A 15,298-nucleotide genomic window follows, 5' to 3' on the forward strand; every position below is an offset into this window, starting at 1 on the left:
AGAGGAGCTTTACAATGAACACCCACAAACCATGGAAAATTTACGTCATTCAACATTCCCATACGGATGTTGGCTATACAGAACGTCAAGAGAAAATCCGGCAGTATCATGTCAATTACATTCGGCAAGCGTTACAAATTGTACGTGACATCGAAAGCGGTGCTCGCCTGGATTGGAAGGACTACAAATGGGTATGCGAAACGTTCTGGCCTGTTGAATCCTTCCTCTTAAAAGCGACACCAACAGAAAAAGAAGAATTCGCGCAAGCGGTACAAAAAGGCTATATCGGTCTATCTGGAACCTATCTCAATTTCGGCGAGCAATTAAATCAAGAGATGCTCTCCGTCATGATTCAACGGATTACTGACTATGGTCAATCGATTCAATTCCCGGTACGTTCTGCTATGACTGCAGACATCACTGGCTTTGGTTGGGGATATAGTCAAGTCTTGGCCGATGCTGGTATCGAGAATTTAATAACCTGTATTCATACACATCACTCCATGTTTCCATTATGGAAGAAGCAAATTCCATTCTGGTGGGAAACACCAAAAGGTGATCGAATTCTAACGTGGAGTGGCGAGCATTATATGTTCGGAAATGACCTCGGCTTGATTCCTGGTATAGGAGGTTCCTATACGATTCGTGATGAGCATGACGTGCGAAAAGGCGTGTCCTTGGAAGTCGCTGAAGCGCGGTTTGATCGATATTTAGAGCAATTAGTTGAAGATGGCTATACCTTCCCGTTAGTACCTGTCATGGTATCTGGCCTTCCTACAGATAATGGCTCACCGAATGCCGCATTAATGGATTTTGTAAACCATTGGAATGCGTTGCATGGTGATCGGATCTTGATTCAACCAGCGACACTGGATGATTTCTTTACAGATTTAAGAGCATATGCGAACGAGCATCCGGATGAGATCGAGACCTTTCGAGGAGATTGGCCGGATTGGTGGACAGATGGCTCAGCTACTACTCCGATGCATGTTCAGATCTTCCGAGAGGCGCAACGCGTGTACACGAAAGTGAAGCAATTAGATCCTACCCGTGAGATTGTTGACCAAGAGCGGCTTGAGGCGATTGAGTACGAGTTGGCTTTATTTGCTGAACATACATGGGGATACCATTCCTCTGTGACAGAACCTTGGAACCCATTCGTACAAGAGCTGGGCTGTCGTAAAGAAGCTTATGCCGCAAATGCGAGTTCACTTGCCCATACCGCATTATACGATATCCTTGAGGCACAAGGAGATGCACTATTAGGACCAGATCGTCCTATGAAATTTGAATTGCATAACCCAAGTAAATTTATACAAACCGATTATGCCCAATTAATTATGGAGGGCTGGTACATTACAGAGCTTAAAAATGGCTTTGAAGTGATCGATGAAGTGACTGGAACCGTCTACGAAGCTCAAATGGTGACGGGACACCGCGGGGTCGTCATTACCATTCCAGTAACTTTGCAGCCTAATCAAAAGGTACAATTGACGATTAAGGCAATCGAAGAGCATCCGCCCGTAACAGCATATCGAACCGATTATGTTGGATCCGATCGCATGCTGGATATTATTCCTCCGGTTCCACCGAAGCTACATGTGACGCCTAAATTTATCGAGTCACCTTTCGTTCGAATCGAATGGGAACTCGGGGCAGGGATTACGAAGTGGTTTGACAAGAGCAGTCAACAAGATTTACTGCGGTCTGATCGTAATCACAATGCATTCTCCCCTGTCTACAACGTAACAGAAGCACCTAATGAATTTGGCATGTATGATGTACGCCGTAAGATGGGACGTAATCGTAGAGGCGCTGATGCAATAACCTCTGTCGGAGCATTAGTTGATGTCAATATCGTTGAAAAGGGTGCCCTTTATGGAAAAGTTCAATTGACATATCGCGTGAATGGTTGCAGTCACTATTCCTTACTCGTCACCGTATACGGTGATCGCGCACGTGCTGATGTAGCCGTACGCATGCATAAGGAAAGTGTATGGGATCCAGAAAATGTGTACATTTCACTTCCGTTTGGGAGTGCTCCCGCTGCTGGGCAAGATGCGCTGTGGATAGAAAAGACAGGCGCAGCCTTACGTCCACGAATTGATCAATTGCCTGGATCCTTAGCAGATTTCTATTGTGTCGATGAAGGTGTAGCTTTTGTCCGTGACACACGTGGTGTTGCCATTGCGATGCCAGATACACCGCTCATCCAACTCGGCTCCTTAGACTATGAGGATCGACTATTGAGCGGACACCCTGGACTCGCGCATGATCCAGCCCATCTCTATTCATGGCCCATGAATAATTATTGGGAAACGAACTTTAAGGCGACACTAGGTGGATTCTATGAATTCCGTTACTACATCGCTTGGGGAGATGAGCTTAATACGTCAGAAGTAGCATTAGAGGCTTGTAAGAGTATGAACGCGGGTATCCTTGCATGGAGAACAAGTAAGTAAGAGAATAATCATATTATCAGTTAGACGAATCACAAAGTCTTCCTCGAGAAGTACGGATTGAATAAGATTTGGAAGCATTTTAGACTTTCACATGAGGTCGCCTCTTTCTGTTACAGAGTCATTTGATGGTACAAATGATTCCACAAAAAAAGGCGTCCTTTTTGCTATGCTGTGATGTAATTTATTGGTTAATCAGCAGGGATGTTTTTATATAAATGTTCATTCTTTAGTAACCTCTGTAGAAAATAATAAATCTATTAAATCTCTTGCGTATACCCAACGTTAACTCTTAGTCCACCTGAGAAGTCAGGATAGAGAGAATCAGCCCATTCATAGACTTCTCGGGTAGAGTCCAATATTTTATTTGCTTCCTTGTAATGCTCATTAATCCATTCGATATCCATTCGGAAACCTCCTCTTTTTGGAGTTCGTGAAAGGGTTAAGGATCCTGCCCGGAGCTTGTCTTAACCATTCCTATTTATTGACTTTTTGTTGTTCTAATCTTTGCTCTTCTTCTTTAATTTGACTTATATCAATTCGTTCAAACAACAATTGCAAATCAGTTACCTGTTGATAAGGGGGAACCGAGCGGGGCTTCCAATTCGGTAGTTCAAGCGATAGGAATCCCCTGATCTTCTCACAAGAAAACGGTAGAAACGGATGCAGCAAATTCGCCAAATTAGCTATAATCTGCACGCATGTATATATTGTAGAACCACAGGACTCCTGATCTTCTTTTACCTGAATCCAAGGTTTTTGCCGATCAAAATACTGATTTGCCTTACGTACATAAAAGAAAATATACTCGAGCGCATCCTTCAAATCTCCCGCTTCAATTAGGCGTCCTGACTCCAGATACAAGAGGTCAATGTTGTCGCTCCACCCCTTATCTAACTTTCCACTTGGCACGATCCCTTCATAAAACTTCTCTACAAAAGCCAATGAGCGATTCACAAAGTTACCAAATGCTCCAAGCAGCTCACCATTATGACTATAAATAAACTCTCTCCAGGAAAAATCCGTATCCCGCTTCTCAGGCCCGTTGGCAATTAAGAAATAACGAATAGAGTCAGGATGATACCGCTCTAGAATATCAGGTACCCAGACTGCCCAATTACGGCTAGTGGAGAACTTCTGCCCTTCAAGGGTTAAATATTCGCTGGATATAATCCGATCCGGTAAATGTAGTTCTCTTGCTCCTAATAAGACGGCTGGCCATATCAGGGTGTGAAAAGGAATATTATCTTTACCATGGACATAATAAGCGGTGATGCCCTCTTGTTCCTCTGACCAAAAATCCTCCCAGCTCCGCCCAGACTGTGCAGCCCACTGCTTACTGGCTGATAAATAACCACTTACCGCCTCAATCCAAACATAAATCTTCTTGTCTTCAAATCCAGCTATAGGAACATCTACACCCCAAGATAAGTCTCTTGTTACCGCGCGGTCCTGCAGTTCTTCTTTTAAATAACGCTTGGTCAGTTTTATAGCGTTTTCTCTCCAAAATTGTGCTTCCTCTACATATTCCGTTAATTCAGATTGAAATTTAGATAAGCTAAGATAAAAATGTTCTGTCGGTCGTTCTGACGGTGTATTCCCACATAATTTACAGACTCTGTCCAATAAATCGGCAGGGTCTAGAATCGTAGAACAATAATCGCATTGATCTCCACGCGCCCGCTGGCCACATACTGGACAAGTCCCTTCCACGTATCTGTCTGGCAAAAAGCGCTGATCCACCTCACAGTAACATTGCGCAATGGTTTTTTTATATAAATGACCATTCTCTAGTAGCTTCGCAAACAACTCTTGCACAACCTTATGATGCTGCTGTTGATCCGTTCGAGTATAAAGATCATAACTAAATCCCAGCTGTTCAAAACACTGCAGAAACTCTTCGTGGAATCGACTGGCAAAAGCTTCGGGTGTGATCCCTTCATTAGCAGCCTGAACCGCTACAGGTGTGCCATGACAATCGCTGCCTGACACATATAAAACGTTATCCCCCTTGCTGCGAAAATAGCGTGCCAGCACATCCCCAGGCAACACACTTGATAATCTTCCAAGATGTAAAGATCCATTCGCATACGGCCAAGCACCACCAATAAACACATTACTCATTAACCTTCTCCTCCTTTTTTTAGACAACAAAAAAACTCCCATCCACAAAGGACGAGAGTTCTACTCACGTGTTACCACCTAATTTTATAAATGCCTCATGACATTTACCTCTTCAGGTACGACGTTAATAAACGTTTATACCCTAGCACTATAACGGATGCAGGTTCCGGCGCAGCCTACAACCCAAAAGGTTTCGATGCGCAGCTCTGAGACCATATTCCCAAGGTTTTTCTTTACTCCTTTTCAGCGACCGGAGCTCTCTGTAGAAAGAATTGCCGTGGTACTCTTTCTCTTCTTTGCCTTTGAATATTCAAGTTACTGGAAATGATACTTAATTTTCCGTTTATTGTCAATGTGAAACATCAAGCTCACTGTAACTTTTTCAATTAATTTTCGTCTTTTATATAAATAAGTTACAAGGAGGAGGTCCTTCAATGAAAAAAGTAAACTTGCTTATACTCTCTGTTCTTTTACTAGCAGGGGTATGGGGTTGTTCCGATAATAAGGTTAATTCTGTTCCCAAAAGTGAACCCTATACTTCCGAAAAAGCCATCAGTAGAGGGGATATTGTTTCTTTTGAAAAAGTGTACAACCTCGATAAATTTGAGCAATTTATAACTAATCTATCCAGCAAAAAAGCAGACAATATACGAGTTACAAGTTACACAGATGAGGGCGATCCCATATTTAAGGATTTGAAGTTTGATGGCAATGTAATTAGTTATAGCTACGATACTTCTAATGATGCATTCGGTGGAAGTAACACAGGAGTTAGAACCGATACCTGCTCCGAAGTGACGAGTAAAAAAAACACACAAGGTGAAATAATCTATTCGATCAGCGGTTGCACAAATAATGACTCTGAAATAGATTACTACCTTTTCCGCACAAAAAAAGCCACCCAATCGTAATACGATAGAATGGCTTTTCTAATATCTATTTCATGATTTTGCAAATATCATTAGTGAATTGAACAGGATCACTAACCTGTAGACCTTCGATCAGCAGAGCTTGGTTGTATAGCAGGTTCGTGTATAAACCGAGCTTCTCTTTATCGTTCTCAGCTGCTGCTTTCAAAGACTGGAAGACTTCGTGATGGATGTTGATTTCGAGTACCTTATCCGCTTGAACCTCTTGCCCATTCGGCATCGATTTCAGGATTTTTTCCATCTCGATTGTCAGTTCACCTTCAGCAGAGAGGCATACCGGATGAGTCTTCAAACGTTTGGAAGCTTTAACATTCTTCACTTTGCCGGACAAGATGTCCTTCATCGCTTCAAAAAGCTCCTTGTTTTCGTTCTCTTCCGCTTCCGTTGGCTTGTCCGCTTCGTCTGCTTCGATACCCAGATCACCACTGGATACGGATTTAAATTCTTTTTCTTTATAAGACATGATCATCTTGATCGCAAATTCATCAATATCATCAGTGAAGTAGAGAATTTCATACCCTTTATCCGATACAAGCTCGGTTTGTGGGAGCTTTTCGATTCTGTCGATCGACTCTCCGGATGCATAGTAGATGTACTTCTGATCTTCTGGCATTCTTGATACATATTCGTCCAGTGTTACCAGCTTCTTCTCCTTGGAGGAGTAGAACATCAGCAAATCTTGAAGTGTATCTTTGTGCATTCCATAATCGTTATACACACCAAACTTAAGCTGTCTGCCAAAAGCGTTATAGAACTGCTCGTATTTCTCTCTTTCATCCTTCAGCAAGCTTTGCAGTTGACTCTTCACTTTATTCTTAATGTTCTTAGCGATCAGAGTCAGCTGACGGTCATGCTGGAGCATTTCTCTGGAGATGTTTAGCGAAAGATCCTCTGAATCTACCATACCTTTTACAAAGCTAAAATAGTCAGGCAGCAGATCCGCACATTTGTTCATGATCAATACACCATTGGAATAGAGCTCAAGACCTTTTTCATATTCCTTTGTGTAATAATCAAATGGTGTATTTTCTGGGATAAACAAGATCGCATTATACACTACAGCACCATCTGCACTGATATGAATATGTTTAAGCGGCTTATCGAAGCCGTAACGTTTCTCTGCATAGAAGTTATCGTAATCTTCTGTAGTCAGCTCGTTTTTGTTCTTCCGCCAGATTGGCACCATACTGTTCACGGTTTGTTCTTGAACAACTTCCTCGAACTCGTTCTCTGTGCCTTCTTTTGGCTTCTGCTCCTTCACGTCCATTTTAATTGGGAAACGAATGAAGTCAGAATATTTTTTAATGATGGATTTCAGGCGATACTCTTCCAAATATTCATCGTATTGATCTTCTTCGGTATTCTCTTTAATCTTCAAAATCACTTCAGTACCTACAGAATCCTTCTCGACAGGCTCGATAGTATAGCCATCAGCGCCCTTAGACTCCCATTTAAAGGCCTCGTCGCTACCAAGCGCCTTACTGATCACAATTACGTCATCTGCTACCATAAACGCAGCATAGAAGCCAACACCGAACTGTCCGATGATATTGTGACCATCTTTGGCTTCGTTCTCTTTCTTAAATGCAAGAGATCCGCTCTTCGCGATTGTTCCTAAGTTATTCTCTAGCTCTTCTTGTGTCATCCCGATACCTGTATCGGAGATCGTCAAAGTTCTGTTCGCCTTATCGGCAGTCACTTTAATATAATAATCTTCTTTATTGAAGACCAGGCTTTCATCAGCTAATGCTTTGTAATAGATCTTATCAATTGCATCACTTGCATTGGAAATCAACTCGCGCAGAAAAATTTCCCGTTGTGTATAAATGGAGTTAATCATCATTTCCAGCAATCTTTTCGATTCGGCTTTAAACTCTTTTTTGGCCATGAATAAGTAAATCCCCTTTCAAAATAACATCTTGTCCAACATTTCGTGATTAGCACTCTTGTTAGATGAGTGCTAATTCTTCTTTTTATATAACATAAACTGATTTTGAATGTCAATATTTACAGCGACTTTCTTTAAAGAATGCTATCTTTTGCATACAAATTTAAGATTTTATTGATCATTAATGACCCACTTGCGCGTAGGCTGATTCTATGTTTTAAATAGACTAGATGCATAAATTCCAAATAAAGGGTTATCATTATCAGACCTAGGAGGAATTCGAATGAATAAACACGCGCAGTCCATTGTAAATTCTTCAGCAACAAGTCCCATTAAGAATTTGATTGGCAGTGTATTTATCCCCGTACACGATATTGAAAAAGCCCGTAGCTGGTATTGCCAAGTCCTAGGACTCCAGGAAGCAGATCATCCGATTATGAACGGTCATTTATGCCCGTTAACTATGCAAGGAAGCACTGGGATCATTCTGGACACCATGCCCATGTGGGGAGGTTTAGAGCCTGAAGGGGCTCCTCCAATTACAACACCTGCTCTTATGCTTATAACCGATGATTTGCAAGCCTCTTTCAACTATATGAAGGAGCTCGGTGTAGAGATAGTAACCGAAATTCAAGATCAACAATGGTTTGTGGTGAAAGACCCTGATGGGAATAAACTAATGATTTGCAAGTAACATTTGCGTTAGAAATTGCAATGGCTGAGACTTCCACTTCTTAGGATGCATCAAAAGCTGCAGATCAAAATGAATTTCTTGATGTGCGAATGGCAGCTCAGCCAAGTTCCCCCGCTCAATTTCTTCCTCTGCAACAATTTTAGGTAATAATGCAATCCCTAAACCATTCATAACACATCGTTTGATCGCTTCTAGATTCGAAAGCTCAAAACCTATGCGGAATATAATCCCGTGCTCTTTTAACAAATTCTCGAACAGACTCCGGTAAATACAGCTCTCTTCAGAAACAATTAATTCGCAGTTATTTAGATCCTGTAGCGTTACTGTATCCATCTGGGCAAGGGGATGGTTAATGGGGGCTATCAACACGAGTGGTTCATCTCTAATGATCGTACGATCAAGTAAAGAATCCGTAGTGGTACGATCGAGCATCAAACCAATGTCTACTTCCCCATCTTTTATTTTGGCCAAGAGGTTAGCTTCCTGCATCGTTTGTAGATGGATATCAAGTTTCGGAAATTTCGTCCTCAACTGCTGTAAGTAGGGTGGTAAGTAGAAAGCAGCTAATGAATCAATTGTACCAATCGTTAGCGTACCTCCAATTTGCTGGGCGATGGTTTCTTTAGAACGATCATACAGATCCAAAATCTCCACGAATAGCTTCAACAACTCTTCTCCAGGCGGGGTAAGACGCAGCTGTCGACCATGCCTTTCTATCAATGGCACTCCGTATTCCTTCTCTATTTTCTGTATTTGCATCGTAACGCTCGACTGCGCGTAACCCAGCTCTTCAGCAGCCCGTGTAAAGCTCTGACGTTTAGCTACCTCGCGGAATGTTCGTAAATAGGTTAAATCCATAACCTCACCCTAACATCAATATTTTTGATGATACACATCATTTATTATAGCTAACGACGATGCAACATTCCATGGTAAAGTGTATGTAGAGGAATTAAAATATTTTGGAGGCCGATAATTTATGCTTACAGAACAACAGATTTATGGAATTTATGTCCCCGTGGTCACCCCGTTCAATGCTGCTGGTGAAGTCGATCTGGATTCGTATCAGCGTTATGTAAAGAACATTATTAACAACAGCATACAAGGTCTGGTCGTTAATGGAACCACCGGTGAATCGCCAACTGTAACCGTAAATGAAATGCAGCTTCTAGTAAACACTTCTCGTGAGCTTTTACAATCTACATCTATCCCCTTAGTAGTCGGTACAGGAACCAATGACACAGCTTCTACGGTAGCACGCACAGAGATCGCAGCTAACCTTGGTGCAGATTGCGCACTAGTAGTCGTCCCTTATTATAGTCGTCCATCGCAAGAGGGCATCATTGCCCATTTCCGCAAAGCAGCAGAAGTAGGTATTCCAATCATGGCTTATGACATTCCAAGTCGTACTGGTACTGCTATGACCCTAGACACTGCACGCACAATCCTAGAAATGAATAATGTTGTCGGATTAAAAGACTGCTCAGGTAGCACCAAAATGGTTACTGAGCTAGTTCGTACAGGTAGCAAACCTGTGCTTGGCGGCGACGATTCACTCTTTTATGAAATGCTTAGCGCTGGAGCAGCTGGTGGCATGCTTGCTACTGCGAACGTTTATCCAGCAGAATGTATCCGTATATACGAAGCCTTCAAATCGGGTCAATTCGACTTGGCAAAAGAAAACTTTGAACAACTACTGCCGATCATCCGTCTCTTGTTCAAGGAATCGAACCCCGCTCCAATCAAATGGATGCTTAGCCAGAATGGCCTAATCAATTCGGATACGCTTCGCCTCCCAATGACTTCCATCAGCACAGCGCTTCAGCAAGAGCTTAGTTCTTATGTTCAGGACAATGCAATTGAAGCGACTGCATAAAGAGAAAATATAACAGCCGTTATACAGTGAGGAACTGTTTAGCGGCTATTTTTTTTGTGAATTTAAATTCTCTGTAACTAATGTTCTGATATTATCTATTCCTTAAATATTCATCAGCAATCATTCTGCAATTATCCCGCGGGTCATATTCATTCTCGATTTCATATTGTATAAATATATCCTCAACCTCAACGCTATCGATCGTGGCCAAGTAACCAAAAACATCTAACCATAAAATTCGCCAATTTGGATCTTTTAGAATCCTCCGAGATAAATTAAATGCTCTAGCAGGTTCAACTAACTGCAGCTTTTTCAGAACCATTTCAAGCCCAAATTCGGATTCATCCCCCCTCTTCATCATAAGTTCACTAATACGCCCTTCAGAAACATCTCCTGCCATATTTCCAAATGCGATGGCTAGATAATCAGGATAGTTTTTCCTGCCAAACATCTCACTTAAATCTTCTTGTTCGGTGAAAATAAAGTATTAGACTGGAGTTGTTGATTTAACGGGGGTTTTGAATTGGAGATTACTCAGTTTTTAAAAAATTAGTTTTAGACTGATTCATTAAAAGAAGCAGCGGCAGAACAAGACTTGATAAATAAAGTCTTAGACTCACGCTGTTATTGAACTAACGTTCCCCGTTAGTTTAATATTCTCCCTTACTTATACCTGCTTAATATTTCTTCTGGAATATGACAATAATCATTTGGACATTTAGCTAATCTATCTTGATGTTCTTCTGCACTTCTCACATAGTTTATGAGAGGTAATACTTCAACAACTATAAGGTCATAATCATTTCTCTCACTAAGAAACGCCTTCGCCTCTTTTAAGTGTTCAGGCTTTTCACTATATACTCCTGTTCTGTATTTCTCGCCAACGTCCTGTCCTTGTTTATTCAAACTGTATGGATCAATGATTTCAAATAAATACCCCATTAATTCACTGATCGTTACAACTGTCGGATCAAATCCTGTTTTTACAGATTCGGCGTACCCATCATAATCACCCTCAAGTGTATGACTTGTTCCATTAGCTCTTCCTGCTTCTGTAAACTTAACTCCAGGTAAAGTTTTTATAAAAGCTTGTACTCCCCATAAACATCCACCTGCAAAATATACTACTTCCATATTGACTCTCCTCTTCGTTTAAAAACCAAAAAATTCATTCCAACTAAATAGGAAGAAAAAACTGTAGTTACTAAGTCTACTACACATTAAAATAATGACAAATTTTCTTATTCCACATTATGTACCGATTGTTGAACACAAATTAAACAACACTGTTCAACTAACCTGCCTGTTAGCTTAATAAAAAGAGCAGGATACTGAAGCACCTGCTTATCAATGTGATGGATTATTCAACTATCTTGTCCCGTTAGCTTAATGACAAACTATCGTTACTTAATCTTTCGCATTGCACCTAGAACAATATTGTATCCGTCAGGATCAAGGATATGGGCATTCTTAAATTCCCAATCGCCGTGTGCCCCCGTAAACGGTTCTATTCCGATATTGCCACCATTCACACGCACTTCTTCGACAAATTGGTCTAGTTCCTCCCAACCGATGTGTAGGAAAGTATCCCAGCCGTAGTCAGGACCTATCCATTCTGTAGGATAATTCGGGCGCTTTGCAGAGACGACATTTGGTTTTACATCCTCGCTTGAAACAGCTTGCTGAAGTATGAAGGACACTTCATCGCGTTCCGCATGTCCCCAATCATCCACAGAACATCCGAGGCAATCACGGTAATAGGACTGCGATTTCTGCAGGTCGGAAACTAGACGAACCTGAATCAGTTTTCCCAGTATTATTCTGGACTTTTCTTTCTTTTCGATTACTTCATCATTCACACAAATCCCTCCATTTTTTTGGTAGAATTATGTAAAATCTTTCGGCATCATTTCGATATATCCTTCACGAGAAGTAAATACAATTATGTTTACGTTAAACTGCCCGTTAGCGTAACGAAAGGCTGTCTAGCGACAGCCCCTCTCAGTGTTGAACTATAGTGTCCCGTTAGCGGAATATAATTTTGCCTTCCTTCATGACAAATTTAACCCTTCGAAGATTATCTATATTAACTAAGAGGCTCTTTCCCGCAATTATAAATAAGAAGGGCATCATAGAATTGGACTGCTTGTGTATAAAAATTAAAAATCTTATTTTTTTGAGATCGAATCCTTTTTTATCCATATGTGGTAAAATATAAACCGAAAGTGTAAGCGGTTTAACTTTGAGGGAGGAGGAGTTCATTGTTTGTCAAAGCAATTCCCTATTGTCATTCCAAAAACTAAAAAGGAAGTGTAGCGATGATTACACGAAGCAAAATTATGGCTTTAAGTCTCTGCTTTTGTATGCTACTCGCTTTATTACCTACATCAGGCTTCGCTGAGGCAGAGGTTGAGGAAGAAACTGTGGCTGCTGCTGTACCGAATCCGTGGAAGCAAAAAAATATCGGTTCGCCAGCAATAACGGGCAGCGCTTCTTACGATCCGGCTGCTGACCAATTTTCTGTAAGCGGCGCGGGTACGGACATTTGGGGCAAATCAGATCAGTTCAATTATATGTATCAGCCCTGGACGGGAGACGGCGCCATTATTGCCCTTGTCTCTTCTCAGACCAATTCACACGATTTCGCGAAAGCGGGTATCATGATAAGGGAAACGCTGAATGCTGATTCCAAGCATGTCGATTTACTATTGACGCCTTCCAACGGGTTCACCTTCCAGTACCGGACTGAAACGGGCGGAACTTCCCAAAGCGTTAAAATTGCTTCGACGAGCCCGGCCTGGGTAAAGCTAGAACGCAAAGGCAACGTCATCAAAGGATATGTATCCAACAACGGTTTGAACTGGGGCGATTTGGGCAATTTGACTCTAAACATGAATGCTTCGTTGTATGTAGGATTGGCTGTCACCAGCCATAATGTATCCAGCTTAAGCACGGCCACCTTTGACAAGGTGAAAGTAAACGCCACCGGAGATGTATTCCCGCCTACCGAACCGACAAACTTGCAAGCAAACAGTGTAACGGATACAACAGCTAAAATATCCTGGACCGCATCGCTGGATGATGTTGGCGTGAAGGACTATGACTTGTACAAAGACAATGTATTGACGCAAGCGAATGTAACGGCTACTACCTACAACTTTACCGGCTTAACGCCGGATACCACATATAATTTCACTGTCAAGGCCAAAGATGCGGCAGGGAATATTTCCAATGCCAGCAGTCCTCTAACACTGAAAACGACAACCCAAACCGATACGCAGGCCCCAACTGCCCCGACAGCACTCATAAGCTCAAGCCAAACATCTTCGTCAGTCAATTTGAACTGGACGGCATCGACAGATAACGTAAGCGTCTATGAGTACGACATTTATAGAAATGACACATTAGCCGGTAGCACGACTACGACATCCTTCAATGTAACAGGGCTTACGGCAAATACCACGTACAACTTTACCGTAAAAGCAAGAGATTTAGCAGGAAACATATCCGCGGCAAGTAATACGTTGTCAGTCAAAACCAACCCTGCCTCTTCAGATCCTTATACACCAGAGGTTGTCGCAAACAACCTGGAAACACCATGGGCTATCGATTTTGCACCGGATGGACGGATCTTCTTCACGGAACGCAACAGCGGAAGAGTTCGTGTCGTTGTGAACGGGAATTTGAAATCAACGCCAGTCATTACTCTGGGCTCGCCTTTTTATTACATGCCCAAGAGCGAAGGCGGCTTATTGGGACTAGCGCTCGATCCTAATTTTTCCACCAATCATTACATCTATATCTATCATTCCTACAAAACCTCAGACAATAAAGTAGCCAATAGGGTCGTTCGCCTTAAAGAAAATAACAACATCGCTACAGTAGACAAGGTTCTTATCACTAATCTTCCTGGTGCGGTCTATCACAATGGCGGCCGTTTAAAAATAGGCCCAGACAACAAATTGTATTTCGGTGACGGCAACTACGGAAACAAAGACGATACGCTGACTTATCTCGGAGGAAAAATGTTCCGTCTGAATTTGGACGGCACCATTCCAAGCGACAATCCGTTTGGTGACTCTCCGATTTATAGCCGGGGACACCGCAATCCTCAAGGATTAGCATGGCAGCCTGGAACGAACCGTCTTTTTGTATCAGAGCATGGTGAATCCTCTAAGGACGAAATTAATTTCATTCAACCCGGTAACAATTACGGTTGGCCTAAATATGAGGGCGGGAATCAGAATCAACCAGGCATTACGCCTCCGCTTATTTATGCCAATGGCACAACCTGGGCACCCTCTGGCATAGCTTTTGTAACCCAAGGGCCGTGGGCAGGAAATCTTCTTGTTACCAATTTAAAAGGTAAACAGATCATTCGCATGGTAATTGGAGAACAAAACGGCAAGCCGACGATTAAAAGTAGTGAGCTTAATTATTTGTTTTTGAATAAATATGGCCGCATCCGCGACATTGTCGAAGCGCCAGACGGTTCGCTTTATTTCGTCACCAGTAATAATGGCGATAAAAACGGTGACGGCACTCCGGATAAACTTGTTCGATTGGCACCTAATTTCTAGCAAATATGAATAGATGAAAAAAGCTATGCAGCCAGCGCGTGCCGATGCTCAATCGGCGCGTTCTGTTTGTGTTTAGCCTGTCGTTCTTCCTCACTTCTGTTAATCAAAGTTGAAGAAGAACGAGGTTAAACTTGAAATGTATAAGGTGACGAGGATGTAAGTAAACCTTCTACTCCATCTGAATGATATGGCATTAATTCATTAGCTCTTTGTATGTCTATCCATTTTATTTCTGAAATTTCATCTTTATCTTGAATTGAAATTTCTCCATCTATGCTTTAAAGGTTATGAATAAAACGTGATGCCCCTTTTCCTAAAAAAATCGCTTCATTAGCAGCTACAATTTTCTAACTTCAATTGTTAAACCTGTTTCTTCTTTAGTCTCACGAATAACTGCCTGTTCTAAAGTTTCCCCTTGTTCAACTGCGCCACCAGGAAGTGACCAACTCCCCCCCTAGTTATTAACCATCAGGATTTTTTCATCTTCCTTATAAATAAAAGCATAAGCTACATCTACTCTGAGCATTTCTTACTATCACTTCTAAGTTTTAAGGTTCAATTAATTAAATCATAACAGAATTTTATTCAACTAAACTGCCCGTTAGCTTAATGAAGCGTCCGCTAGTCTAATACTTTTTTTCTCAGTCTACAACTTTATTTTCTCAGGACATCAATATATATAATAATTGGACCAAGCCTTTCATCGTCTTTAGTTTTTAAGGTAACTGCAACAAATTTATCTTTTATC

12 protein-coding genes, 1 pseudogene and 1 other annotated feature are annotated in these 15,298 nt (G+C 41.6%); of the genes and pseudogenes, 5 read left to right on the forward strand and 8 right to left on the reverse strand.

Annotation, left to right across the window (positions count from 1 at the left end):
- Nucleotides 1-14: 14 nt before the first annotated feature.
- A complete protein-coding gene (locus PAENI_RS16900) occupies nucleotides 15-2,462 on the forward strand; it encodes a glycoside hydrolase family 38 N-terminal domain-containing protein (protein WP_149646099.1) in 2,448 nt (815 codons plus the stop codon).
- A 257-nt stretch (nucleotides 2,463-2,719) separates the two neighbouring features.
- Here PAENI_RS16900 and PAENI_RS31865 read toward each other — a convergent pair whose 3' ends face one another.
- Nucleotides 2,720-2,866, reverse strand: coding sequence for a hypothetical protein (locus tag PAENI_RS31865; RefSeq protein ID WP_179085846.1), 147 nt, complete (start codon nucleotides 2,864-2,866; stop codon nucleotides 2,720-2,722).
- Nucleotides 2,867-2,936: 70 nt separating this feature from the next.
- Complete coding sequence (gene metG / locus PAENI_RS16905; RefSeq protein WP_149646100.1) at nucleotides 2,937-4,583, reverse strand: methionine--tRNA ligase; 1,647 nt, start codon at nucleotides 4,581-4,583, stop codon at nucleotides 2,937-2,939.
- A gap of 44 nt (nucleotides 4,584-4,627) precedes the next feature.
- Nucleotides 4,628-4,889: a binding site (T-box leader), on the reverse strand.
- A gap of 128 nt (nucleotides 4,890-5,017) precedes the next feature.
- On the opposite strand from metG, the gene PAENI_RS16910 reads away from it, so the two are divergent.
- On the forward strand, nucleotides 5,018-5,494 hold the full coding sequence (locus tag PAENI_RS16910; protein WP_076286273.1) for a DUF4362 domain-containing protein: 477 nt from the start codon (nucleotides 5,018-5,020) through the stop codon (nucleotides 5,492-5,494).
- A 25-nt stretch (nucleotides 5,495-5,519) separates the two neighbouring features.
- Here the strand turns inward: PAENI_RS16910 and htpG are convergent, their stop codons facing one another.
- Entirely contained in the window at nucleotides 5,520-7,400 is a 1,881-nt protein-coding gene (gene htpG, locus PAENI_RS16915) for a molecular chaperone HtpG (RefSeq protein WP_076286274.1), read from the reverse strand.
- A 283-nt stretch (nucleotides 7,401-7,683) separates the two neighbouring features.
- Here htpG and PAENI_RS16920 point away from each other — a divergent pair, with 283 nt between their 5' ends.
- Nucleotides 7,684-8,094: a VOC family protein gene (locus tag PAENI_RS16920; RefSeq protein ID WP_076300561.1), complete on the forward strand. Its 411-nt coding sequence runs from the start codon at nucleotides 7,684-7,686 to the stop codon at nucleotides 8,092-8,094.
- On the opposite strand, the gene PAENI_RS16925 is transcribed toward PAENI_RS16920, so the two are convergent.
- Nucleotides 8,077-8,952 (reverse strand): LysR family transcriptional regulator, encoded by an 876-nt coding sequence (locus tag PAENI_RS16925; RefSeq protein WP_042189369.1) that lies wholly within the window; start codon nucleotides 8,950-8,952, stop codon nucleotides 8,077-8,079. The genes PAENI_RS16920 and PAENI_RS16925 overlap by 18 nt on opposite strands.
- Before the next feature lie 121 nt (nucleotides 8,953-9,073).
- Between PAENI_RS16925 and dapA the strand changes: the two genes are divergently transcribed.
- Complete coding sequence (gene dapA / locus PAENI_RS16930; protein ID WP_076300560.1) at nucleotides 9,074-9,970, forward strand: 4-hydroxy-tetrahydrodipicolinate synthase; 897 nt, start codon at nucleotides 9,074-9,076, stop codon at nucleotides 9,968-9,970.
- 91 nt (nucleotides 9,971-10,061) lie between these two features.
- Here dapA and PAENI_RS16935 read toward each other — a convergent pair whose 3' ends face one another.
- The 3 genes from PAENI_RS16935 to PAENI_RS16945 all read right to left on the reverse strand — a co-directional run bounded on the left by PAENI_RS16935 (nucleotide 10,062) and on the right by PAENI_RS16945 (nucleotide 11,829).
- On the reverse strand, nucleotides 10,062-10,421 hold the full coding sequence (locus tag PAENI_RS16935) for a hypothetical protein (protein WP_149646101.1): 360 nt from the start codon (nucleotides 10,419-10,421) through the stop codon (nucleotides 10,062-10,064).
- 212 nt (nucleotides 10,422-10,633) lie between these two features.
- Nucleotides 10,634-11,104 carry a peptide-methionine (S)-S-oxide reductase gene (locus PAENI_RS16940; protein WP_042189217.1) on the reverse strand — a complete coding sequence of 157 codons (471 nt, stop codon included), beginning with the start codon at nucleotides 11,102-11,104 and terminating at the stop codon, nucleotides 10,634-10,636.
- 269 nt (nucleotides 11,105-11,373) lie between these two features.
- Nucleotides 11,374-11,829 carry a VOC family protein gene (locus PAENI_RS16945; protein ID WP_076286277.1) on the reverse strand — a complete coding sequence of 152 codons (456 nt, stop codon included), beginning with the start codon at nucleotides 11,827-11,829 and terminating at the stop codon, nucleotides 11,374-11,376.
- 459 nt (nucleotides 11,830-12,288) lie between these two features.
- Here PAENI_RS16945 and PAENI_RS16950 point away from each other — a divergent pair, with 459 nt between their 5' ends.
- Nucleotides 12,289-14,550: a PQQ-dependent sugar dehydrogenase gene (locus tag PAENI_RS16950; RefSeq protein ID WP_149646102.1), complete on the forward strand. Its 2,262-nt coding sequence runs from the start codon at nucleotides 12,289-12,291 to the stop codon at nucleotides 14,548-14,550.
- Between the two features lie 125 nt (nucleotides 14,551-14,675).
- Here PAENI_RS16950 and PAENI_RS16955 read toward each other — a convergent pair.
- A pseudogene (locus tag PAENI_RS16955) lies at nucleotides 14,676-15,076 on the reverse strand (NUDIX hydrolase).
- Nucleotides 15,077-15,298: the final 222 nt, after the last annotated feature.

The sequence above is a fragment of the Paenibacillus sp. B2(2019) genome (genome assembly GCF_008370385.1).
Classification (GTDB): domain Bacteria; phylum Bacillota; class Bacilli; order Paenibacillales; family Paenibacillaceae; genus Paenibacillus_AQ.